This is a genomic window from Ligilactobacillus agilis, from assembly GCF_025311475.1.
GTDB classification, from domain to species: Bacteria; Bacillota; Bacilli; order Lactobacillales; family Lactobacillaceae; genus Ligilactobacillus; species Ligilactobacillus agilis.
The window spans coordinates 1,487,879-1,511,242 of the sequence record NZ_CP104397.1; the positions used below are offsets into that span (position 1 = coordinate 1,487,879).

22 protein-coding genes and 1 pseudogene are annotated in these 23,364 nt (G+C 44.4%); 1 reads left to right on the forward strand and 22 read right to left on the reverse strand.

Annotated elements, in window-relative coordinates; genetic code table 11:
• Nucleotides 1-48: 48 nt before the first annotated feature.
• The 16 genes from N4597_RS07515 to N4597_RS07590 form a co-directional block, all read right to left on the reverse strand.
• On the reverse strand, nucleotides 49-1,476 hold the full coding sequence (locus N4597_RS07515; protein WP_172584851.1) for an APC family permease: 1,428 nt from the start codon (nucleotides 1,474-1,476) through the stop codon (nucleotides 49-51).
• Nucleotides 1,477-1,665: 189 nt separating this feature from the next.
• On the reverse strand, nucleotides 1,666-1,977 hold the full coding sequence (gene trxA / locus N4597_RS07520; RefSeq protein WP_167588958.1) for a thioredoxin: 312 nt from the start codon (nucleotides 1,975-1,977) through the stop codon (nucleotides 1,666-1,668).
• 72 nt (nucleotides 1,978-2,049) lie between these two features.
• Nucleotides 2,050-4,410: an endonuclease MutS2 gene (locus tag N4597_RS07525; protein ID WP_260903216.1), complete on the reverse strand. Its 2,361-nt coding sequence runs from the start codon at nucleotides 4,408-4,410 to the stop codon at nucleotides 2,050-2,052.
• Nucleotides 4,411-4,448: 38 nt separating this feature from the next.
• Nucleotides 4,449-4,976 carry a CvpA family protein gene (locus N4597_RS07530; RefSeq protein ID WP_167588960.1) on the reverse strand — a complete coding sequence of 176 codons (528 nt, stop codon included), beginning with the start codon at nucleotides 4,974-4,976 and terminating at the stop codon, nucleotides 4,449-4,451.
• Nucleotides 4,977-4,991: 15 nt separating this feature from the next.
• Nucleotides 4,992-5,240, reverse strand: coding sequence for a cell division protein ZapA (locus tag N4597_RS07535; RefSeq protein WP_056976430.1), 249 nt, complete (start codon nucleotides 5,238-5,240; stop codon nucleotides 4,992-4,994).
• Nucleotides 5,241-5,392: 152 nt separating this feature from the next.
• The gene (locus tag N4597_RS07540) at nucleotides 5,393-5,692 is read right to left on the reverse strand and encodes a DUF1292 domain-containing protein (protein ID WP_050611114.1); all 300 of its coding nucleotides are present in this window, start codon (nucleotides 5,690-5,692) and stop codon (nucleotides 5,393-5,395) included.
• A 15-nt stretch (nucleotides 5,693-5,707) separates the two neighbouring features.
• The gene (gene ruvX, locus N4597_RS07545; protein ID WP_050611115.1) at nucleotides 5,708-6,148 is read right to left on the reverse strand and encodes a Holliday junction resolvase RuvX; all 441 of its coding nucleotides are present in this window, start codon (nucleotides 6,146-6,148) and stop codon (nucleotides 5,708-5,710) included.
• On the reverse strand, nucleotides 6,148-6,408 hold the full coding sequence (locus N4597_RS07550; protein ID WP_056976431.1) for an IreB family regulatory phosphoprotein: 261 nt from the start codon (nucleotides 6,406-6,408) through the stop codon (nucleotides 6,148-6,150). The genes ruvX and N4597_RS07550 overlap by 1 nt, the downstream gene beginning before the upstream one ends.
• A 203-nt stretch (nucleotides 6,409-6,611) precedes the next feature.
• Nucleotides 6,612-9,257 carry an alanine--tRNA ligase gene (gene alaS, locus N4597_RS07555; RefSeq protein WP_260903222.1) on the reverse strand — a complete coding sequence of 882 codons (2,646 nt, stop codon included), beginning with the start codon at nucleotides 9,255-9,257 and terminating at the stop codon, nucleotides 6,612-6,614.
• Between the two features lie 245 nt (nucleotides 9,258-9,502).
• Nucleotides 9,503-10,852: a DEAD/DEAH box helicase gene (locus N4597_RS07560; protein WP_260903224.1), complete on the reverse strand. Its 1,350-nt coding sequence runs from the start codon at nucleotides 10,850-10,852 to the stop codon at nucleotides 9,503-9,505.
• Nucleotides 10,853-10,864: 12 nt separating this feature from the next.
• The gene (locus N4597_RS07565; RefSeq protein WP_172580029.1) at nucleotides 10,865-11,821 is read right to left on the reverse strand and encodes a DHH family phosphoesterase; all 957 of its coding nucleotides are present in this window, start codon (nucleotides 11,819-11,821) and stop codon (nucleotides 10,865-10,867) included.
• A 65-nt stretch (nucleotides 11,822-11,886) separates the two neighbouring features.
• Nucleotides 11,887-12,969 carry a DNA polymerase IV gene (gene dinB / locus N4597_RS07570; RefSeq protein WP_260903231.1) on the reverse strand — a complete coding sequence of 361 codons (1,083 nt, stop codon included), beginning with the start codon at nucleotides 12,967-12,969 and terminating at the stop codon, nucleotides 11,887-11,889.
• Between the two features lie 66 nt (nucleotides 12,970-13,035).
• Nucleotides 13,036-14,502 (reverse strand): glucose-6-phosphate dehydrogenase, encoded by a 1,467-nt coding sequence (zwf, locus tag N4597_RS07575; protein WP_172580027.1) that lies wholly within the window; start codon nucleotides 14,500-14,502, stop codon nucleotides 13,036-13,038.
• 120 nt (nucleotides 14,503-14,622) lie between these two features.
• Nucleotides 14,623-15,945: an MATE family efflux transporter gene (locus N4597_RS07580; protein WP_260903236.1), complete on the reverse strand. Its 1,323-nt coding sequence runs from the start codon at nucleotides 15,943-15,945 to the stop codon at nucleotides 14,623-14,625.
• A 282-nt stretch (nucleotides 15,946-16,227) separates the two neighbouring features.
• On the reverse strand, nucleotides 16,228-17,565 hold the full coding sequence (locus N4597_RS07585) for an RNA-guided endonuclease InsQ/TnpB family protein (RefSeq protein WP_260903238.1): 1,338 nt from the start codon (nucleotides 17,563-17,565) through the stop codon (nucleotides 16,228-16,230).
• A complete protein-coding gene (locus N4597_RS07590; RefSeq protein ID WP_192944309.1) occupies nucleotides 17,501-18,172 on the reverse strand; it encodes an IS607 family transposase in 672 nt (223 codons plus the stop codon). Before N4597_RS07590 ends, N4597_RS07585 begins: the two co-directional genes overlap by 65 nt.
• Nucleotides 18,173-18,230: 58 nt before the next feature.
• Between N4597_RS07590 and N4597_RS07595 the strand changes: the two are divergent.
• Nucleotides 18,231-18,617: pseudogene (locus tag N4597_RS07595) on the forward strand (acyl-CoA thioesterase); the annotation flags it as partial.
• Between the two features lie 57 nt (nucleotides 18,618-18,674).
• Here the strand turns inward: N4597_RS07595 and fabI are convergent.
• From fabI to accB, 6 genes are read right to left on the reverse strand one after another with little or no spacing between them, the layout of a single operon-like run.
• Nucleotides 18,675-19,433, reverse strand: coding sequence for an enoyl-ACP reductase FabI (gene fabI / locus N4597_RS07600; protein ID WP_050611124.1), 759 nt, complete (start codon nucleotides 19,431-19,433; stop codon nucleotides 18,675-18,677).
• Nucleotides 19,434-19,445: 12 nt separating this feature from the next.
• A complete protein-coding gene (accA, locus tag N4597_RS07605) occupies nucleotides 19,446-20,246 on the reverse strand; it encodes an acetyl-CoA carboxylase carboxyltransferase subunit alpha (protein ID WP_089143834.1) in 801 nt (266 codons plus the stop codon).
• Complete coding sequence (gene accD / locus N4597_RS07610; protein ID WP_056977073.1) at nucleotides 20,239-21,096, reverse strand: acetyl-CoA carboxylase, carboxyltransferase subunit beta; 858 nt, start codon at nucleotides 21,094-21,096, stop codon at nucleotides 20,239-20,241. Before accD ends, accA begins: the two co-directional genes overlap by 8 nt.
• Complete coding sequence (gene accC, locus N4597_RS07615; RefSeq protein WP_056977072.1) at nucleotides 21,083-22,462, reverse strand: acetyl-CoA carboxylase biotin carboxylase subunit; 1,380 nt, start codon at nucleotides 22,460-22,462, stop codon at nucleotides 21,083-21,085. The genes accD and accC overlap by 14 nt, the downstream gene beginning before the upstream one ends.
• Nucleotides 22,463-22,476: 14 nt before the next feature.
• On the reverse strand, nucleotides 22,477-22,902 hold the full coding sequence (gene fabZ, locus N4597_RS07620) for a 3-hydroxyacyl-ACP dehydratase FabZ (RefSeq protein ID WP_050611128.1): 426 nt from the start codon (nucleotides 22,900-22,902) through the stop codon (nucleotides 22,477-22,479).
• Nucleotides 22,903-22,908: 6 nt separating this feature from the next.
• Nucleotides 22,909-23,364 carry an acetyl-CoA carboxylase biotin carboxyl carrier protein gene (gene accB / locus N4597_RS07625; protein ID WP_167588968.1) on the reverse strand — a complete coding sequence of 152 codons (456 nt, stop codon included), beginning with the start codon at nucleotides 23,362-23,364 and terminating at the stop codon, nucleotides 22,909-22,911.

Sequence of the window (23,364 nt, forward strand, 5' to 3'; positions counted from 1 at the left end):
GGACGTAGCCTAACCAAACTTTAGTTTGGCTAAGCTACGTCCTTATTTTTAGCTGTTTTTTTCGTGCTGCTTAATAATTGGTAAAATAATTCCCAAAGCGGTTAAAATAACGGGCGTTAAAATATTTAAGGCCAGTGTAAATGGATCTGGTGAGTAAATCCCTAGCAAACAACACAAGGCTGTTACCAAGAAACACCAAGCTCCAAAAAAGATGGCCAGCTTATCATTTTTAACAAACTGATAGCTTCCTTGGAAATGTTTCTTATGCATTCTTAAGGCAATGTAAGCAGCAAAAACCCAAAGATACCGCAGGGGCATGGTGGTCGCGTTAAGCTTAACTAACTGGGTCAAAACCTTGGTGGCCCCTGGAACAACTGATTGAACCAAGATAATTGCTCCAGACAGGATACCAACCATCCAGATACCATTAGTGTAAGCCCCATACTTATTTTGCTTCAAAAGTTTGGTAGGGATAAATTCCTTAGCCTCTTTACTCCCCAATAGCATCCGCAACGGAGCATCAATACTCAAAACTAAGGTTGAGAATTGACCGATTACGTTTGTCCAGGCGTAAATTACCATCAAACTATTTCCCAGGTGATAATAATTACCTAACTTTTGGAAGGCCCAGTAAGCCCCGTTAGAAACATAGCTATCAAAGTTAGCGTCAATTTCTTTAGGGTTAAACATCATCCCCATAGCAATCGTACCCAAAATGGCACATACCATCACCATAATGGCCAAGGCAATCATGCCCTTAGGAAAATCCTTGCTAGGGTGTTTCATTTTATTAACGTAAGGCGAGATTTTCTCGCAACCTCCCACCGCAAAAACTAAGATTGATAATGAAGTGAAATAATTGACATTAAAACTAGGTAAGAGGTGCTTAAAGCTCAGATCTACGCTCAAAAGATTGGCATGTGGGTTAAGCACTGGGGCGGCTAACATTAATAAGATGTAGAGGATAGACATGATAAACATGGTACTCCCCGCAATCGTTGCTAGTAATTTCAAAACGGACAAGCCCCGACTGGCCAACCAGCAGAAAAAGACGAATAGGATAAAGGTCACACCTTGAACCAACATGGTGTTCATAGCATCAAATTTATCAACACTTTGAAATACAGCCCAGGCTAAGGCTCTTAAGCCCCCTGTCCCTTTACTAGAAATGTAAGCAACATGACAGGCCCAGTAAGTCCAACCAGCATAATAGGCTATCTTGGGGCCCATGGTTGCGTCAACCCATGAGGAAACGCCCCCCTCTGACTCCTTAAAAACAGCCCCTAGTTCCCCTACCATCAAAGCGTAAGGTACAAAGTAAAGTAGAAACATCAACACCCAAGAAAAGATGACCTTGGTGCCTCCAAAATAAATGTAGCCGTTAACTACATTACCGAAACCCCAAACGGTCGAAAAGGCCATTAGAGCTAGGGTCCACCAAGCAATCTTCTTAGCTTCTTTTGCTTGTGTTAGCATAATAATCCCCCCATAAATCGGAATTTTGAGACAGCTGTCTACACTTTAATTATAGCACTTTCATAAAAGTCCATTTATCAAAATCTTATGAGAATATTAAAAGAAGATGATATTACCCTTAAGTGAAACCTAAAAAAGCCTAGCTTTTCCCAAAAAAGAAAAGCTAGGCTTATAATTATAGTTCACCTTTTAAAGGTATTGGTTTAATTTAGCTTCAATCGCTTCTTTAGGATGATACCCAACCAAAGTATCAACCACTTGGCCATCCTTCTTAATTAGGAGTGTAGGGATACTCATAATCCCAAACTTAGCCGCGGTAGCTTGGTTTTCGTCCACATCAACCTTGTTAAAGGCGACCTTGTCACCCATTTCTTGATCAAGTTGTTCAATCACAGGTGATTGCATCCGGCAAGGACCACACCAAGTTGCCCAAAAGTCTGTCAATGTTACTCCATTTGCAGTTGCTTCTTCAAAAGTTGCGTCTGTTAATTCTTTAACCATTATCATTTCCTCCAATTACTTTTTGTAAGTAAATCATATCATGAATTACCAAGAAAGCAAGTTTCTTGCTCACTACTTAAAATAAACGATGGTTGCCCCGTTGCCACCCGCATTCGGAGGAGCAAACTCAAAACGTTTAACCGCTGAATTGGCCTGGAGGTAAGAAGTAATTCCCTGGCGCAAGGCCCCAGTTCCTTTACCGTGTACAATCGTTACCGACCCATATCCTGCTAAAAGCGCAGCGTCAATATAGCGGTCAACTTCAGTCATTGCTTCTTCATAGCGCTTGCCCCGTAAATCTAAATTAGGCGAAACGTGGCTTGTTTTACTTGAGCGTACCACCACGTTTTTTTGCTTAGGCTCAGCCTGGGCGGCGGTGATTTTTTCCAAATCAGCCTCGTCGATTTTCATCTTCAAGATGCCTAGCTGAACTTCCCAGGCATGGTTACCCACCTTAGCCAATAAGACTCCGCGTTGCCCGTATGATTTAACTAAGACGTCATCATTAGGGTGGAAGTCCTTTTTAGCCTTAGCCCGCCGTAAGACCTTATTTTTTTGTAAATGCAATGGTTGCTCTAAGGCATTTAGCTGCCCCTTGGCGTCCATCAACTCATTTTCTTTAATATTTTGCCCGCCTGCTAAACGTAACTGCCGTAGGTCACTAATGATCTCGTCGGCCTTAACTTGGGCTTGCGCTACAATCTCATTAGCCTCTTTTTTGGCCGTTTCTAAAAGGTGTTCTTTTTGCTTAAGGTAGGCTTCAAAGTTACTGCTCAACTCTTGGTGCAGCTTTTTAGCCGCCCGTAATTTCTGCTTAAACTCGATAGCATTTTCCTCAGCATCATGCCGCTTACTTACTAAGTCGGCAATCATTTGGTTTAGGTCCTGACTATCTTGACTAGTTAATTGCTTGGCAGCGGTAACGATACTTGGATCTAAACCCAGGCGCAAGGAAATATCTAAGGCGTTACTACGCCCAGGAATTCCGATTAGCAAGCGGTAAGTTGGTTTTAAGGTCTTTTCATCAAATTCCATCGAGGCGTTGATTGTTTCCGGCCGCTCATACCCGTAAGCTTTAAGTTCAGGATAGTGGGTCGTTGCCACGACGTAAGCCCCCTTAGCACCCACAGCGTCTAAGATTGAAATGGCTAGTGCAGCCCCTTCTTGTGGATCCGTCCCAGCCCCTAGTTCATCGAAGAGGACTAAACTACGTTCATCTAAATTAGCTAAGATTTCAACGATGTTAGTCATATGGGAAGAAAAGGTACTTAAACTCTGTTCGATTGACTGTTCATCCCCGATATCAGCAAAGATATTAGAAAAGACCCCAATCCGCGATTCTTCAAAGGCAGGGATAAATAGACCTGACTGCCCCATCAATTGGACTAAGCCTAAAGTTTTTAGGGTAATTGTTTTCCCACCAGTGTTAGGCCCGGTAATCACAATTGCCTGGTAGTCCTTACCAATTGCAATATCGTTTCGGACGGCCGTTTTTTGGTCTAAGAGTGGATGCCAAACTTGGCGCAAGTAAACGTCGTTTGCACTAGAAACCAAGGGTAAGGTGGCCTTTAAGTCGTGGGCATACCGTGCCTTAGCGTTAATAAAGTCCAATTGGCCTAAAAGTTGGGCATTTTGGGCTAATTCCTTAGTGTAGGGAGCCAACTTTTGACTAAGCTCCCTTAAGATGCGCCTAATTTCCTCTTTTTCTGCCGCCTGTTGTTGCTTAAGCCGGTTGTTTAGGGTGACAATTACTTGGGGCTCAACAAATAAGGTTGCCCCCGAAGAACTTTGGTCATGAACAACCCCGCCAAACTGGCCCCGATACTCGGCCTTAACCGGAATAACGTAGCGGTCATTTCTAATCGTAACCACCGCGTTAGACAGGTACTTAGCAGCTTTCCCCCGGGTATAGTCCGCCAGTTTTTCTCGAATCGTGCTTTCTGTCACCGAAATCTGTTGGCGCAAACTCTTCAATAAGGGGGAAGCCTCATCGGTAACGTGCCCGTCACCTTCAATCGCAACTAGTAGCTCCTTGCCTACAGCTGGCAGCGTCTCTAACTGGTCTCCCAACTGATACAGCTGTTCTAGCTTTAATTCTTCACTCGCCAGTTGCCGTAAGAAGCTTTTCACCTCACTAGTCGCACGCAAAACCTTGCCAACTGCAGCTAATTCCTTGGCATTTAGACTAGCTTCAATTTCTAGTCGTTTCAAGTAAGGTTTGATGTTAACCAAAGTAGCTAAGGGAATCCCGCCCTTTAAGCGGAACACGTCGGCGCCGTCACTAGTTTGCGCCAACCAATGATTAACTTCGTCGATATTGCTACTTGGTTGCAGTTGGGCTACTAGCCTTTGGCCCATTTCCGTTTGGACATAGGTGGCTAACCGGTGTTTGATTTTATCATATTCAAGTGTTTGAATTCCTTTTGCGTTCACTGCTCATGTCCTTTCTACAAAAACTAACTTACTCTTGGCTATCTAACTAAAAAACTAAGCAACTCCTGTGAAAAAAGCGGTGTTTGTTCTAAGATAAATTCTGCTAAAGTCGAATTACTTACCAGGGCGTTAATGTCTTGGTTCGGCCAAGTTGCCAATAAAACTAGGCCAAAAAAGATTAGCCCGTACATAATTAAACAAGCCACCCCTCCGCCTAAAAGCGAGTTTAGCTGGGATAATACCGGCAATTTGAAAACACCAGCAATTAAGCCTGTCCCAAAGCGGAAAACTAAGCCTAAACTGATAGCGGTTATCCAAAAGGCTAAAATGCGGTAAAAGACCTGGCTGAGGTTAACATTTGTCCAAAGCAAAAAGCTAGTCGATTCGCTATTTAAACTAGGCAACAAGGTTGTTAAAAAATCTCCCAGCCCACCCGCTAGTAGTAACGAGAGGGCTAAAACTATTGCGTAGGCAACGAAGTTTAGCATTGCCAACACCAAGCCCCGCCTTAAACCGTAACGAAAGGCCAGGATTAATAAGATTACTATTATTAACGAGAGAATCATACTTTCACCTTATATTTATTTAGGTAACTTATCATTCAGTTGGTTTAACTGCGCTTGTTTTTCTAATTGGTCAGAAACCGCATTTAAGGCAATTAAAATGGCCGCTTTTTCCTTAGATAAAGACGGCATCATTTCTTTAATCTGATTTAATTGTTCTTCAACGGTGTCAACTACCGCCTTCATATGTTCTGGACTATGTTTACCAATCACCGTGTATGTTTGTCCATCAATTTCTACTTTAAAGCGTCGAACTTGTTCGCTCATTTTAGAACCACCTTTAATTATGCTAACTGTCTTCTATTCTAACATAGCAGCCGAACTTTCACGATGATTTTATCCCAAAAAGCCGCTATAAAAAAAGCATGTACCCCGCTAACGGGATACACACTCCTATCCTTTACTCTCTAACCACTTGCTTAGCGCATATTTTCGTCATTTAAGAAGGTGTCTAAAACTCCTTCAACCATGTCCCATTCTTCGTCACTTTCGATATCAAATAGCTCCGCGTCCTTAGCATCGCCATTTTCATCTGGGTTGAAGGCAAAGGCTAAGACATCTACTTGTTCTTCTGGTTCTGACCCTGCAGGAACAAGCAAGATGTAAGATTTTCCATAGTCTTCTGATTCAAAGGTAAATAATACCTGGTATAAAGTTTCATTTCCTTGATCATCTACTAGCGTGATTAATTCTTCTTGGTTGTTTGCATCTGCTGCCATGTTACTACCTCTTTTCTAAATTTCGCTGAGCAACTTGCCCTTAGCATCTAAATAATTTTGCAAAATCAAACTAGCGGCCAATTTATCAATTACCTGCTTGCGCTTTTTTCTTGACGCATCCGCTTGTTCCACCAACATCCGCTCGGCTTCCACCGTCGTCAGACGCTCGTCTTGAAAATCAATTGGCAAGTTAAACTTGGTCGCCAACATTTGGCCGTAAGCTTGGGCCGCCTCTGCCCGGGGCCCTAAGGTGTTATTCATATTTTTAGGCAGGCCTAACACAAAGCCAACCACTTCATGTTCTGCCACTAACTCTTGCACCCGGTCTAAGCCAAACACCCCGGCCTCTTCATCAATGGGGATAATTTCGACTCCCTGAGCAGTCCAGCCCAACAGGTCGCTGACGGCCACCCCCACAGTTTTAGAGCCAACATCTAAGCCCATTAATCGTCCCACTATTTCTCCTCCTTATCTAGGTAGGAACGAACTAATTCTTCGATAATTTCATCTCGTTCATACTTTCTAATTAAATTACGTGCATCGTTAAGGCGGGGAATATAAGCTGGATCACCTGATAAGAGGTAACCGACAATTTGATTAATTGGATTGTACCCCTTTTCTTCTAAAGCATTGTAAACAGTCGCTAACGTTTCTTTAACGTCTTTTTGACGGCTGTTGCCAAAGTCAAAGTACATTGTTTTATCTAACGAACTCATACTAAGCACCCCCAAATTATAGTTTCCTTCACCTTATTGTACCCGAGCCGGGCCTTAGTAACAATTAAAACACCTCAATGTAATTTATTCGTAATCTAATTGTTATATATAAACTTCATGTTATCTAGCCACTAAAGTTAATCCCTAATAATCTAGCCTATTATATAAAAACACCGAACCAGTGACGATTCGGTGTTTGTTAATTATTTCGTTTCTAACCACTTAGAAGCTTGACTTAAGGCAGCTTGAATTCCTTCAGGCTTCTTACCACCGGCTTGGGCCATATCTGGACGACCCCCACCGCCACCACCAACAAGTGGCGCGATTGCCTTGATTAAGTCACCGGCCTTTAAGCCAGCCTTAACTTGGTCTGGGCAAACGGCGGTAATTAAGTTAACCTTACCCTCAGCAGTTGCTGTTGCTAAAACTAATACGTCGGAAAGTTGTTTAGCCTTCCATTGGTCTGCCAACTGGCGTAATTGGTTCATCCCGGCAACTTGAACTTGCCCGGCAATCAAGGTCTTGCCGTTGATTGTTTGTACCTTTTCAAAGACACTTTGTGCTTGTTGGCTAGCAAACTTAGCTTCCAAGGCTTGCTTTTGTTGTTCAAGTTCCTTTAGGTTAGCTTGCACTTGCTTAACCTTAGCGGGTACGTCTTTAACTTGCACAATCTTCAATTCCGCTGCAGTTTCTTGTAAGAGGCGGTCCCGGTTAGCTAAAAATTCAAAGGCTTCACGTGAAGTTACGGCTTCAATCCGGCGCACACCAGCCCCGACCCCTGATTCAGAAACAATCTTGAAGAGGCCAATTTCATTGGTATTAGCAACGTGATTCCCCCCACAAAATTCCATGGAGTAATCGCCCGCTTTTACAACCCGGACTTTTTCACCGTACTTATCATCGAAGAGGGCAATTGCCCCCATCTTCTTAGCACTTTCTAAGTCAGTCACGATTGTTTCAACCTTAAGGTTAGCCCAAATCTTGTCGTTAACGATGGCTTCAACTTTAGCTAAATCTTCGGCGGTAACAGCCCCAAGGTTAGTGAAGTCAAAACGTAGGTAAGTAGGTTCAACCAAAGAACCTGCTTGGTGTGTATGTTCACCTAAAACGTCACGCAAGGCTTGGTCTAATAAGTGGGTCGCCGTATGATTCTTCTTAACCTTATCGTGGAAGGTTTGGTCAACCACTAAGCGGTAGCTGGTTTCGACTTGCATTGGTTGTAAGACTTCAAGTGTGTGCATATTTTGCCCATTAGGCGCGTGTTGCACGTCAACCACCTTGGCAACTACTTGCCCAGCTTTGTCTTCAATCACACCTTGGTCAGCTACTTGCCCCCCCATTTCTGCGTAAAATGGCGTTTGATCAAAAATTACTTGGGCCTTACCAGTTGTAACTTGGTCAACCAACTGGTCGGCAACAATGATATCCTTTAAGACCCCATTAGCAGTGAGCTGTTCGTAACCTACGTACTTCGATTCAGTCTTAATATCTGTTAAGAGGGCATTTTGAACTCCCATTGACTTAGCGTTGGACCGTGCGTTTCGAGCCCGTTCCTTTTGCTCAGCCATTTCTTGGTCAAATTCGGCCTTAGCAACCGTTAACCCCGCATCAGCTGCGTATTCTTCCGTCAATTCTAATGGGAAACCATAGGTATCATAAAGCTTGAAGGCAGGCTTACCAGGTAAAACAGTCCCTTGTTCTGCTTTAACCTTAGCAATCAAATCATCTAAAAGATTCATCCCGTCTTTTAAGGTTACTTGGAACCGTTCTTCTTCTAGTTTGATAACTTTTTCAATGTAGTCGGCTTCTTGTAAAACTTCAGGGTAAGCAGCTTCCATAATTTTACCCACCACGGGAACTAATTGGTATAAGAAACTACCCTTAATCCCTAATTTTTGCCCGTGCATAACCGCCCGTCTAATTAAGCGGCGGATAACGTAACCCCGACCTTCATTTGAAGGTAAGGCCCCGTCACCAATCGCAAACGTAACGGCCCGCGCATGGTCTGCAATAACCTTGAAGGACACGTCTGCTTCCTTATCTTGACCATACTTCTTGCCGGCAGATAATTCCGCGGTCTTTTCAATAATTGGTAAGAACAAGTCGGTTTCGAAGTTAGTCCGAGCGTGTTGGAAGACAGACACAACCCGTTCTAGCCCCATCCCCGTATCAATGTTTTTATGTGGTAGTGGTTCGTAGGTTCCATCTGGCTTGTGGTTAAATTCGGAAAAGACGATGTTCCAAATTTCCAAGTAGCGTTCGTTTTCGCCCCCAGGGTAGTTTTCAGGGTCATCTTCAGCTAAGTCGGAAAATTCTTGCCCGCGATCATAGAAAATTTCTGAATCGGGACCAGATGGGCCTTCCCCAATATCCCAGAAGTTATCTTCGGCTTCGTAAATGTGGTCGCTGGCAACCCCTACGACTTCGTGCCAAACCCGCTTAGCCTCAGTATCCTTAGGGTAAACAGTGATATACAGTTTTTCGGGTTCGATTGCAAACCAGTCAGGGCTTGTTAATAATTCCCACGCCCAGGTGATTGCTTCTTCCTTGAAGTAATCACCGATGGAGAAGTTCCCCAACATTTCAAATAAGGTATGGTGGCGGGCAGTGTGGCCCACGTTTTCAATATCGTTAGTCCGAATAGACTTTTGGGAACTGGTAATCCGGTGATTCTTAGGCACAACCGAGCCATCAAAATACTTCTTCATAGTTGCGACCCCGGAGTTAATCCAAAGGAGGGTTGGATCATCCTTAGGAACTAAGGGGGCACTCTTCATTACATCGTGGCCCTTACTCTTAAAGAAGTCCAAGTACATCTGTCTAATTTGCGCACTGGTTAATTGCTTCATTGTTCAATTCCTTTCTACAAAGAAAACACCGCTGCCAGTAAGGACGCAATCTGCGCGGTACCACCTTACTTGCAACGATGTTCTCGTCTGCCTCTTTAAGCTATTATTTACATTTTGACCATAGGTAGCACTCAAAAGCTACTTTTCTTACCTTGCAGCAACCGGTAAGTCTCTTAAAAAAGCCTGCCCTTAAGCATGTCCTAATCATACCCAAAGTATAGGTAAAAAAACTTGGCTTGTCAACTCTAAAAGCTATTTTTTTGCTTGTTAGCCCGCCGAGCCGCCCGCATTTCTTGCCGGCGTTCAATCTTTCTTCGTTGTTGTTCGTTTTTCTTGATGGCCCGCTTAATCTTGTTCTTGTAACCAGGCTTGCGCTTCTTTTTGGCCTTGCTAATCATCCCCTTTAATTCAGGGGCGACCATAGCTTTTCTAGTCCGCCGCTTTTCACGCCGGTTACGGTCATAGGAGTCCACCAGTTCCCCCTTTTTCAAAGCCTTGGGACTAAAGGTAATTCCTAATTCCTCTAACTCTTCGATTTGTTCTTCTTCATTAGGAGCGTATAAGGTAATAGCAATTCCTTCCATGCCATTACGCCCGGTCCGCCCTACCCGGTGGACAAAGAATTCTAAGTCTTCAGGTAAATCATCGTTAATAACGTGAGAAACCCCTTCAATATCAATTCCCCGAGCGGCCAAGTCAGTTGCCACTACGTATTGGTAGTCAAGATTTTGAATCTCACGCATCACCCGCTTGCGTTCCCGCGGTTGAATCCCGCCGTGAAGCTTGGCTACTTTAAGGCCCTGAGCCCGTAAATAGTCAGTTAATTCGTCGGCCCGATTCTTAGTGTTGGTAAAGACTAGGGCCAAGTAAGGTTCACCTAAGGTTAGTAATTGGTAAATCAGTTGGTTTTTGTCCCGGCCCTTGGTTGATAACAACCAGTTTTTGATGGTCGGGCTGATGACAGTTTGATTTTTAATCACTTCAATGACCGGGTTAGTCATATACTTATTCAAAAACGGCTTTAATTTTTCCGGAATGGTAGCTGAAAAGACTAACATCTGTAAGTCCTTTGGTAAGCTTGAAGCAATCGCATCCGTTTCCTTTAAGAAGCCTAAATCTAGGGTCATATCCGCCTCATCGACTACTAGGTAGTGGGCATTATGGATGTCTAAGGCATTAGATTTAACCAAATCTAAAATCCGGCCGGGAGTCCCGATTACAATCTGAGGTTGAACGCTTTGGAGCTTTTCTACCTGCCGTTTTTTATCGGTCCCCCCCACGTAATTGTGAACCAAAATTTCACCATCAGTAAACTTAGCAATTTGCTTAGCGGCCTCGTAAGTTTGGTAAGCTAGCTCCCGGCTAGGGCTAGTGATTACAGCTTGGACCGACTTATTGTCTGGATTAATCGCATTAAAAATTGGAAGTAAGAAGGTGTGGGTCTTACCGCTCCCTGTTTGTGATTGACCGACCACACTCTTATTTTTTCTAATCAGCGGAATTAACTTAGCTTGCACCGGAGTAGGTTCTAAAAAGTTAATTTCAGCTAAAGCCTGATTGATAAAAGGCTTAAAGTTAAAGTCTGTAAATTTCATCTAAAAAAGTTTTCACTCCGTTTCTGCTGCACTTGCAGCAATTTGATCTAATTTTTCAACGTAGGTCTCAATGGCGCTAGCATCCTTAAGCATGGCCCCACTAGCTAGTGGGTGGCCACCGCCGTGATACTCCTTGGCTAATTCATTTATCACCGGACCCTTAGAGCGGATCCGGAGTCTGTAAGAATGGTTTTCTTGTTCGACCAAGACGGTCCAACAAACCACTTCTTCTAGTTTACCCAGTAGGGGAACGACCGGCGCCGTGCCTCCGTCACTGAGATTATACTTAGCCATGATTTCCCTTGTTAAAATAACGTAGGCGGCCTTATGCTTGGTTACTACCATATTTTCTAAGACGTAAGCTGATAACCTAGCTAGTGGTTCGCTAATGCTATCGAGCTTGCGATTGAGCTTGGTTGCATCAATGCCGGTTTCAACCAAGGCGGCAGCCACCCTTAAAGTATGAGGAGTAGTAGCGTCATACATAAACCGGCCGGTATCACCGACGATGCCTGCATACAAGACCCTGGCTGCACTAGCTGGTAAGGTTAATTCTGCTTGGCAGGCTGCATAAAAGTCATAGATAATTTCTGAACAACTTGAAGCCTGGGTGTTGACCCAACAAATATCGCCATAAACGTCGTCGTTAGGATGGTGATCTATTTTAATGAGGTACTTTCCCTTGGTATAACGTTCGTCATCTACCCGGGGCCGGTTAGCCGTGTCGGTTACAATCACCAAGGCGTTGTCATACACTGAATCTTCAATCTCATCTTGACTGACTAACCAGTCAAAGCGGCTGACCATTTCGCCGACTTGATAGACTTTCTTTTTGGGAAAGGAAGCCCGAATAATCTCGGCTAAGCCCACCTGGGAGCCATAAGCATCTGGATCAGGCCGTTGGTGCCTGTGAATAATAATTGTGTCGTATTTTTTAATTTGTGCTAAGATGTCTGTCTCAATCGCCATCATAATTCCTCCTCATTTCCCTAACACTTCAGTTTAACATAAGCTTGAATGCAAAAAAAGCTAACTTAATCCCACAATGATAATTGAACGGTCTCCTCACTCTTAGCTAGATTGGTCATAGTCAACCCTAAGAGACGGACGTCAATTTCGTCTTGTTGAATCTGCTCGAATAATTTCTGGCCCTGGTAAGCAAACTCACTCGCGTCATTTTTAAAAAATTCGGCTTGGCTAACCCGCTTGGTGATGGTTTCATAATCACTGTTTCTTACCTTTAAAACTAGCGTCTTACCTCGAAGTTGCTTGGCCTCTAGGCTTACGACTAGCTGGTTTGCAGCTTGCTTTAAAAAGGCGGCAACCTCCTCGGTAGTTGTCAGCGGGCTATCAAAGGTTCGTTCCCGCCCAACCGACTTGCGCTTGCGCTGCCATTCAACAGGCCGGTCGTCGATTCCCCGTACGCATTGATAAAAGAAGTGGCCAATCTTGCCAAACTGGGCGACTAACTCTAAGTCAGAGTAAGCAAATAAATCTGCCCCGGTATAAATTCCCAGTTCGTGCATTTTCAAAACGGTTTTTTGCCCCACCCCGCGAAATTTTTCAATCGGTAAGGGAAATAAAAAACTCTCAACGTCAGCCGGTTTAATGACCGTCAAGCCCACCGGCTTATTGTAGTCAGAAGCTAGCTTGGCTAGAAATTTATTGTAGGAAATCCCGACGGAACTGGTTAGGTGGGTTTGTTCATAAATTTCTTGCTGCAAAAGGTGGGCTAGCTGGACCTCGTCGTAAAGCTTGCGTTTATTTTCGGTAACATCAAGGTAGGCTTCATCCAAGGCCACCGGCTCAATTTTATCGGTAAAACTATGAAACAGCTGGTGAATTTGGCTTGAGACTTGCCGGTACTTATCAAAATCAGGCTTCTTAAATACCGCCTGCGGGCATAATTCTAAGGCCTTGGCGGTCGGCATAGCCGAATGAATTCCATAGTCTCTTGCCACATAGTTAGCGGTAGCGACCACCCCTTTACCCCCAGAGTGTCTGGGGTCCCGCCCAATCACCAACGGTTTAGTCCGTAAATCCGGGTTAGCCCGCATCTCGACTGAGGCATAAAAGGAGTCCATGTCTAGGTGAATAATCTTGCGTCCTGCCACCAAATCCCCCCTTCAAAAAAAAGGAATCCAGGTGAAATCTTATTCACTTGCATTCCCTCTGTGCTATTATTAACAATTAAATTCCCAGTGGTTGCCATCCTTAGCTAGCAAGTCATCGCTTGCCTTTGGCCCCATGCTTGCGCAGTCATAGTTAGGGAAGGCGACCTGGTCGACATTTTGATCCCAAGCCTGTCTAATTGCGTCAACAAACTTCCAGGAGCATTGCAATTCCTTCCAGTGGGCAAAGTTAGAGGCCCGGCCTTGCATTGCATCTAAAATTAACTTTTCATAGGCCTCAGGTACGGCTGCCCGTTGTTCTGGACTCAGCTTGTAGTCAAGGTTTAAGTGGTGCGTATCAAAATCGAAACCTTGGCCGATGGTCTTAGAGTTGAGTTGCAGACTGAGGCTTGGTTCTGGGTCAACGTTGATGGTTAAAACGTCGTGGCGCAAGTTGCTGTCTTCAAACACGTTGTTAGGCACTTGTTTAAAGACCACATCAATTCTAGTTGCCTTGGTCTTCATCCGCTTACCAGTCCGCACGTAGATGGGAACCCCGGCCATGTCCATGGTGTTAACCATTAACTTCCCGGCCACAAAGGTTTCCGTCATGGAGTCTTCTGCCGTCTGTGCTTCCTCGCGGTAACCTATTAAACCATTACCAGGTCCATATTGCCCTCGGACAAAGTTTTCCTTCACTTCTTCTGGGTTATAAATCTTAAGACATTTCAAGGCGTTAATCTTGGCATTTCTAATGTCAGTATCGGTGAAGCTAACCGGCGCAGACATGGTTAATAGCGCCACAATCTGTAAGACGTGGTTTTGAATCATGTCGCGTAAGGCCCCGGCAGTTTCATAATAACCGGCCCGTTCTTCAACCCCTAGGGCTTCACTTAGAGTTATTTGAATATTACTGATGTAGCGGTTATTCCACATGGAGTTAAAGATGCTGTTGCCAAACCGCAAGGCGGCGATATTTTGCACCATTTCCTTACCCAGGTAGTGGTCGATTCTAAAGACATCTTCTTCGGGGAAGGATTTGGAGATTTCATCATTTAGTTCGGTGGCACTGGCTAAGTCACGCCCAAATGGTTTTTCAACAATCACCCGGTTATAACCGGTTTCAGTCATAATTTGTTGTGACTTCAAGTGGTCACAAATTGTCCCAAAGAACCGCGGTGACATGGCTAGATAAAAGAGGCGGTTGCCCCCAATTTGGTATTTTTCATCTAGACTTTGAGCTAGGGCCTGTAAAGTCTTATAGTGGTTAGTATCCGTAACATTATGTGATTGATAGTAAAAGTGGCTGGCAAACTCAGTGGCCACGGTTTGTTCATCATACATCCCATCGATGGAATCTTTGACTACTTCCCGGTAGTATTCATCAGTCCACGGGCGCCGGGCAGTTCCAATGACTGCGAAATTTTCTTTTAGATAGCCCTTCTTATAAAGTTGGAATATCGACGGGTAAAGCTTTCTTTGGGCTAGATCTCCCGTCCCCCCAAAAATAATGACAAGTGCTTTTTCATTCTTTTTCATTTAACTACGCACCGCTTTCTAATCAAAATTTAAACTCATATCTTCATTATACTGGTTAGCCTATATATAAACAATTATTTTCACTCACAAAAAAACTAGGCCTACGCTAGACCTAGTTAGTTAGTTGAAATCTTTAAAACTCCGCCGGTATAAATAAATCCCCATGATTGCCGTTAAAATGTCGGCCACAGCCTGGGCCCAGATAATGCCGTGATAGCCAAATAAGCTGCTAAAGGCTAGCATGACTAATAAGTAAAAGACCCCCTGGCGACTAACTGACATTAAAAGGGCACTCATAGCTTTACTTGCCGACTGAAAGACGGTGGTTAAAACCATGATTAAGCCGATAAATGGGGTGGTTGCTAGGCAGGCCCGCAACATGTAGGCCCCCTCTTTAACAATCTCAGCTTGGTTCATAAAGCAGCTAACCAAACCGGGCGCTAATATCATCAAAATTACTGAGAACACGAGGGCATAGACCACTTCGACCATGATATCAAAGCGTAAAACCTCTTTAAAACGTTGAACATTTTTAGCCCCATAGCAATAACCGACTAACGGTTGGGCCCCAAAGGCAAAGCCGACCAAGACTAAGATGACAATCCCATAGATTTTTTGGGTAATCCCCATCGCCGCCACGCTAGCAGCCCCAAACGGAGCCAGGTAATTGTTTAGTAAGGCCATCCCAAAGGTTTGCATAAAATTGGTGATAGAGGCCGGAATCCCAATTTCAATCACCCGTTTCCAGTCGGCCCAGCTAAGCTTAGCTAGCTTCAAGCTAAAACTTAGGTAGCGACTCTTAGTTTTGACACAGTAAATCAATAAACTGGTGTTGAGCGCATAACCAAGCACATTGGCTAAGGCGACTCCGGCTGCCCCCCAATTAAAAACAAACAAGAACAAGGGGTCTAAGATAATAGCTAAGATTGTCCCCGCCATCGTTGCTACCATTGACTGAACAGCCAAACCTTCGGTCCTAATCAAGTTTCCCGGAACTAATGAAACGGTAATAAAGGTTGAGCCTGCCACTAACACCCGGTAAAAATCGGCTGCATACTGGTAGGTTGCCGGCTTAGCCCCTAAGAGTAATAAAATTGGTTTTTCAAAAATTAATAAAATAACAGTCAATACTAAACTGATTACGATGGTGGCGTAAAAGGAGGCGCTGGCCAAGCGTTTGCTTAACGTATAATTTTTTTGACCAAATAGCTGGGAAACAATGGCGCTGCCACCGAGGCCAAAAATATCCCCCACAGCTAACATAAACGAAAAAAGCGGTGCCCCAATGGTTACCCCCGCTACCAGGTTGGCATTGCCCGTTTTAGCTACAAAGTAGGTATCAGCTAAACTATAAACCATGCTGACAATCATACTTAATACCACTGGTAAAGCTAGTTTAAAGTAGACTTTAGAAACAGCTTCTTTTTCAAATAATTTTTCCATATCCCACCTCTTAAAAAATAGCACTAGAAGCTATTCTAGCAAAAATTTTACTTGCGCGTAAGTGTTGTTTTAGATAATAGATTCCTGCTGAATCGATACCAAATCATACCGTATGAAATAATATCGAAACGTGGCTTAGGCTACCCTCGTTCGTAACTTACTTTGACCAACCCATCCACGCAAAAGCGAACGTCCATCGTCAAGTGACGACTTTCTCCGGGACAACTTTACGGTCAGTTCGGCAGTTGAACTTGTTTCGGAATCTTTCGGAAATGGTCTACCCTAAAACTGCAAGGACCATTTGACTGGGCATAATCCGATGCCCTCTATCCCGTCCGCAAAAGCTTTCGGGACTACTTTTTTGATGATTTGTAAGGCGCCGTTCACGTCGGCGTTAATTAATTGACCAGTATCGGCTTTATACAGTCCTCGCTTCAACCGACGTTTTGCTGGACTAATACCTTTACGCTTGCGAGCTTTATCCCCATTCTCACGAATAGGCTCCTCTTTGTCTAAAAAGGACGTTTGGCTCGTATAAGCTTCACTGTGCTGGATAACCACGATACCAGCCAAATTTGCCTTGTATTTAATTAAATTAATCATTATTTGATGAGGAATCCCAATGAAGTTTTGGTTGTTTTGCTTGTTCATTCGGGAACGTTGCTTCTGTCCTTTATTCTTACCAATGATGATTGTGTTTACCCCATGGCTTAGCGCAAAATCAACGATACGCTTACTTGCTTCATGGGCAAAGCGGTTCATCTTTTGGTTGCGGAAGAAATCAAGACTAGCTAACCGATGGCTGGAACGATTCTGACCTAACAAGTCATGAATACTAGTTAGTCGGGCTCGTTGCTTATTGTAAAACTGGTTAATCGCCTTAATTGGCTTACCGTTGACAATTACCGGCGTAATTCCCGGTACGTTGGTTACCAAGGTAAAGGCATTATTGACCCCAGGGTCAATCCCTAAATAGCGTCCGTTATCCGGCTTATATTGAACTGCTTGGTTCGTCTTGTAGACCACTTCAACAATAAAGCGCCGATTTTGGGGAACAATTCGCACTTCTTGGACTGCCGTAGTCTCTGGGTGAGCCAGTTTAATCTTGAATTTGTCCATGCAAGGAATTTCTACATAGCCATTTTTGCGTAACTTAGCCGTTTGGTTGTCGACAATAATCGTACTTAGTCCGCCTTTTGTTCGGTATTTTGGCAATTTAGGTCGGCCCGTGAATTTACCTGGATTCTTGGCATAAGCCTTGCGAGCCCTATTCCAAGAATCCATACTACGAGCGACCAGTTTAAGTTGCTGTTGAACTAAGTGAACGTTTTTCATCGAACCATAAATCATGTTGTCCTTTTGACGTTTTGATTGCTTTAGCGATGCATCTAGCTTGTTGTAAGATAACCACACTCCCTTAAATAAGGCTTGCCGGGCTCGATAGAGTCCTTGGTTGTAGACGTTATTAGCGAGGTGGCTGAAATGATCTAATACACTGTATTTAGGGTGTGAAGGGCGAATTACATGGCGTTCCGTCAAGTAGTCATACTGTTGTTCAGTCTGATTTTGGCGGATTCTTTGATAGCGAAGCCTTTTGTTTTTCTTCGTCTTTTGTGCCATGCGTCTTCATCTCACTTTCTTCATTGTCACTTAGAGCTTCTTTAATCTTTTTACGTCTTCCTGAATACATACGCATTGAGAATGCGTGCAAGAGACTAATGATTTCCTCGAATATTTCCTGCTGGTCGGTCTTCTTATCGGTGATTTCTGTCATTACCACGATTTCCACGTGATATTTGGCAAAAAGGTATTTGAATAAATCAAAGCCAACCCGACTTAACCGGTCTTTGTGGGTAATTATGACCCGTTGAACCTTATGTGCTAGCACTAGCTCCAACAGCTTAAAGAACTCCTTTCGCTTTTCAAAGGAAATGCCACTTGCGATATCTTGGAAGACTCCGTTAATTTGATAGCCGTTCTTCATCGCAAACGTTTGTAGATTCTCAACTTGGTGCTCCAAATCAGTTTTTTGCTTGGGGGTTGAAACCCGTGCATAAAGATACGTCCCACGTTGTTCGCCCTTATTTAAAATGGCGTAAACTGATTCTGGGTCCCAGTCATAACGACCGTTAGGCAGTTTACGAGCCTTGAGAATCCCTTGTTCCCGCCATCTTTGTAACGTTTGCCGACTAATTTGGAGGGTTTCTAAAACTTCTTTAGCTTTCATATTATAAATTATACCATATGATATAAAAATACATCAACAACATCAAAAATGTTGACTATACTATGAAACCGACCAAATGCAAATCAGCCACCACTCTAATTACATCCGCTGGATGGAAGAAGCTCGGGTGGCCTTCTTGGCTTGCGTCGGCTTTTCCTACGAAAAAATAGAGGCTAGCGGGCTAATTTCTCCGGTTGTAAGCGTCAAATGTGACTACAAGGCCCCAACGACCTTTGCCGACGTCATCAGCATCACCGTAACAGTCAAGCAATTTTCCGGTGTCCGCCTAGTCTTAGGCTACCGGATGACACTGCCTGACCAAACCGTCGTCTGCCTGGCCGAGTCAAGCCACTGTTTTACCACTAAGGCCGGTAACATCGTCAATTTAAAAAAGACCAACCCAGACTTTTATCAAGCCTTAGTCGCTAACCTTAAGGCAGACTAAATAAGTGGGGTCAAACCGGCTAACTAAAACCCGTTTGACCCCACTTTAATGTTTTCTTTAAACTAGGTGAACACCCTTATCAACATAAATGGTATCGCCGACTACACCGGTAGCCAAGTCTGACATCAAGAAAGCACAAGTTCCCCCGATTTCTCTAGTCGTCACTGACTGACCGTCAACAGTCCGTTCCTCAGACATTTCTAAAAGTTCTGAGTGCCCCTTAATTCCTGTTACCGCTAAAGTCTTAACCGCACCGGCAGAGATTGCGTTAACCCGGACCCCGTACTTAGCCATATCTCTAGCCAGGTAGCGAACAGCAGCTTCCAGAGAAGCTTTGGCTACCCCCATCACGTTATAGTTTGGTACGGCCCGTTCTGACCCAAAATAAGTCAAGGTTACAATACTTGCAGGGTTATTCAAGATTGCCTGCCCGTACTTAGCAACTGCTAGTAACGAGTAAGCAGAAATATCTTGGGCAATCGCAAAGTCTTGCCGACTAGCATTCATAATGTCGCCACCCAAGGCGTCCTTAGGGGCAAAGGCAATCGCATGTACAATTCCGTCTACTTTCCCAAACCGGTCTTTAATTGTTGCAAAAGCTGTTTGTAAACTCTCATCAGAAGCGACATCACACTCGATTAAGGCATTTTCATCTGCCACCAATTTATGTAAGCTCTTCTTTAAGCGTTCATTTTGGTAAGTGAAAATCAGCTGCGCTCCTTGTTCCATCATCATTTGCGCACAGCCCCATGCAATTGAGCGCTTGTTAGCAGCGCCCATGACTAAAATCTTTTTTCCAGTTAACAAATCACCCATGTGATTTCCTCCTTAAAATTTCCTAAAACGTGCTTGCCGTCTGGCAATTAATTCCCGACAACTTAGGGCCAGTAGCGGTTCTAGTTGAGTTGTTAATACCCGGGCAACATTTTTAATTACTTTTTTGTGAGAACTTGGTTCCTCAATAATCCCTTCAATTACCCCTTGTTTCAATAAGGATTTCGGGGTCACTTGCATGACCTCAGCAGCCTCATCAGCCCGCCGACTATCCTTCCACAAAATGGAAGCAAAGCCTTCCGGAGAAAGGACGGTATACATGCTGTTTTCCAGCATATAAACCTTATCAGCTAACGCTAGTGCTAAGGCCCCCCCGCTACCGCCTTCACCAAAAATCACGGCAATAATCGGAACTTTTAAGTCACTCATTGCTAACAGGTTTTGGGCAATCGCTTGCCCCTGACCGCCTTCTTCGGCAGTCCGGCCCGGATAGGCCCCTGCGGTGTTAATTAAGGTAATCACCGGCCGCTTGAATTTTTCGGCTTGCTTCATCAAACGTAAGGCCTTGCGATAGCCATTCGGAGTCGGTCCCCCAAAGTGTTTGGCAATCCGTTCTTCAGGCGTTTTGCCCTTATCAATCGCAATTACCGTTACCGCCTGGTTGCCAAGGTAGCCGATACCGCCAATGATGGCCGGATCATCTGCCCCGGTCCGGTCGCCATGCAGTTCAAAGAAATCATCAAAAATCCCCTTGATTAACTCAGGCGCAGTAATCTTATCTTCAGACCGGGCGGCCTTAACAACTTCGGCCGCACTCTTAGCTACCTTTTGCTTGCGTTCAAATAAACTAACCATTAGTTAGCCCCCCTTTTTGGTTGGTGGCTAATAAAAAGGCAATCGTCTCTTTTTGCTTAGCCCTAGGCACAATTGCGTCTACAAAGCCTTCTTTTAGGACCGTTTCTGCAGCCTGTAGGTCTTCTGGGACCCGCTGGTGAATGGTTTGTTCAATCACCCGTTTACCGGCAAAGCCCACTAGGGCGTGGGGTTCTGCCAAGATAATGTCACCTTGCATGGCAAAACTAGCAGTTACCCCCCCGGTAGTTGGGTCGGTTAAGACCGTTAGGTAAAATAAACCAGCGTTGGCATGGTTTTTGACTGCCTGTGACACCTTAGCCATCTGCATTAAAGAGAAAATCCCTTCCTGCATCCTGGCCCCACCCGAAGCGGTAAATAAGACCACCGCCAAGTTTTTCCTGGTAGCTTCTTCAAAGAGGCGGGTAATTTTTTCACCGGTAATCGTTCCCAAAGACCCCATGATAAATTGTGGGTCCATAATTCCTAAAGCAAAGCTAGTCTGGCCAATTTTAGCTAGCCCGGTCAAGACCGAATCGTTTAGTTTGGTTTTGGCCTGGGCCTTGGCTAACTTTGCTTGGTAGCCAGGAAAGTCCAAGGGATCTTTAGTTTGCAGCTGGTCATCTAATTCAGTGAAATCATCCACCAGCCACTCCAACCGTTCCCGGGCGGTAATTCGAAAGCCATACTGGCAAGAAGGACAGGCTTGGTAGCGCCCCAAGTCTTTATGATAAAAGGATTGGTGACACTTAGGACAAGAAATCCACAAGCCGGTCGGAACCTTTTGTTGGGCCGCCTTGTTGGCCTTAACGTGTTTATGGCCTAAGGTCTTTAATTCATCAAACAGTTGCACTATCTAACCCTTCCTTCCACTTAGGCAAAAACTCTCTCTCCAGATAATCGGTGGTTACCTGGTCTTTTAAGAAAGTTGGTGCCTGGAGTATGTCTAGGTGAATGGCTTGGTTGGTCGTAATCCCTAAAATTACCATCTCGTTTAAAAGGCGCTTAACCTTTTCGATTGCCTCGTGCCGGTCGTGTCCTAAAGCAATCACCTTGGCAATCATTGAGTCATAGTAAGGCGGAATTACTAGCCCTGAGTACAAGTCAGAGTCAATCCGCATCCCTAGGTTGCCAACGGGGAAGTAGAGGTACTTGACCTTACCGACAGAGGGCATGAAATTTTTGGCCGGATCTTCAGCGTTAATCCGACATTCGATTGCATAGCCATTCGCCTTGATATCTGCTTGCTTGAAAGGTAAATCCTCACCAGAGGCCACCTTCACCTGGGCTTTAACCAAATCAATTCCCGTAACCATTTCTGTTACCGTATGTTCAACTTGAATGCGGGTATTCATTTCCATGAAATAGAAATGATGCTCGCTATCCATTAAAAATTCGATGGTCCCTGTATTTAGGTAATCAATCGCGTTAGCAGCCCGCACGGCAATTTGGCCCAGTTCTTTTCTTTGCGCGGGTGTAATTGCCGAGCAGGGACTTTCTTCAATCATCTTTTGTTTACTTCTTTGAACGGAACAATCCCGTTCTGGGAAATATACCGTATGGCCGGCCTGGTCACGGAAAATCTGCACCTCAATGTGTTTAACATTTTCCATGATTTTTTCCAAGTACATCCGGTTATCACCAAAACCGTTTTGAGCCTCCCGGCGTGCCTCTTCAAAGGCCGTTGTTAACTCATCTTCATCGTTAACACGTCTAATCCCCTTACCGCCACCACCGGCAGCAGCCTTTAACAACACCGGGTAGCCAACTTTTTTAGCTACCGCCTTAGCCTCAGTTACATCTGAGATAAAGCCGTCACTACCGGGGATAACCGGAACGTTACTTGCCTGCATTTGCATCCGGGCGTTGGCCTTATTCCCCATTAATTCAATGGTTTGTGACTTAGGCCCGATAAAGGTCAAGCCACAAGCTTCACACATTTCCACAAAGCGGCTGTTTTCAGACAAGAAGCCAAAACCGGGATGGATTGCTTCTGCCCCAGTTCCAACAGCTGCAGCCAGGATATTTTGCATATTTAAATATGAATCCTGTGGTCGGGCCGTCCCAACACAGACCGCTTCATCTGCCAACTGAACGTGCAAGCTTTCACGGTCGGCCGTCGAATAGATAGCAACTGACTTGATACCTAATTCTTTTAAAGAACGGATAATCCGAACCGCTATTTCCCCGCGGTTAGCAACTAAAACTTTTGAAAACATTTCTTACCACCTATCTAGCCAATCATAAAGGTTAATTCGGCTGTGCATGCCTTTTTGCCAGCAACCGTGGCAATCGCTTTACCCAAACCGACATTGTTGCGAATCTTTTCTAAGGTCACTTCAATTCTTAAAGTATCGCCTGGGCGGACAACCTTTCTAAACTTTGCTTCTTTAATGCCCCCAAAGTAAGCCGTCTTGCCTTTAAACTCATCCATTGATAAGAGGGCTACGGCTCCCGTTTGGGCCATCGCTTCCACAATCAACACCCCAGGTAAGACGGGGTTACCTGGAAAGTGGCCGTTAAAGACCTGTTCATGGGCGGTAACGTTTCTAATTGCGACCGCCCGCTTACCTGCTTCTAATTCCTCTACCCGGTCAATTAAGAGCATGGGGTACCTGTGGGGAATGATCTTTTGAATTTCTGTTACGTCTAAAACCATCTTACCTTAACCTTCCTGAACTTCAAAGAGTGGTTGATCAAATTCAACCAACTCCTCATTAGTTACTAATACCTTAGTAATAATGCCATCGACTTCTGACTTAATTTCGGTCATCATCTTCATAGCCTCGATGATGCAAACCACGTCGCCTTTATGCACCTTAGTTCCAACTGAAACATAGGCTTCTTTATCGGGAGCTGGTTGGAGGTAAATACTTCCTACCATTGGCGCCTTGATGTAGCTAGCTGCCTGAGCTTGCTCGCTAGCTTCCTCAACCTTTGAACTTGGACTTGGCGTTTCAGCTTGAGGAGCTGGTAGCGAAGAAGTTGTTACAACCTGGGGCTTAAACGTGTTTTCATTCTTACTTAAATGAATATGAAAGCCATCGGTTTCAATTTCTAGTTCCCGCATCGGCGACTCATTAAATTCGGCCATTAATTCCTTGATTTCTTTAAAATCCAA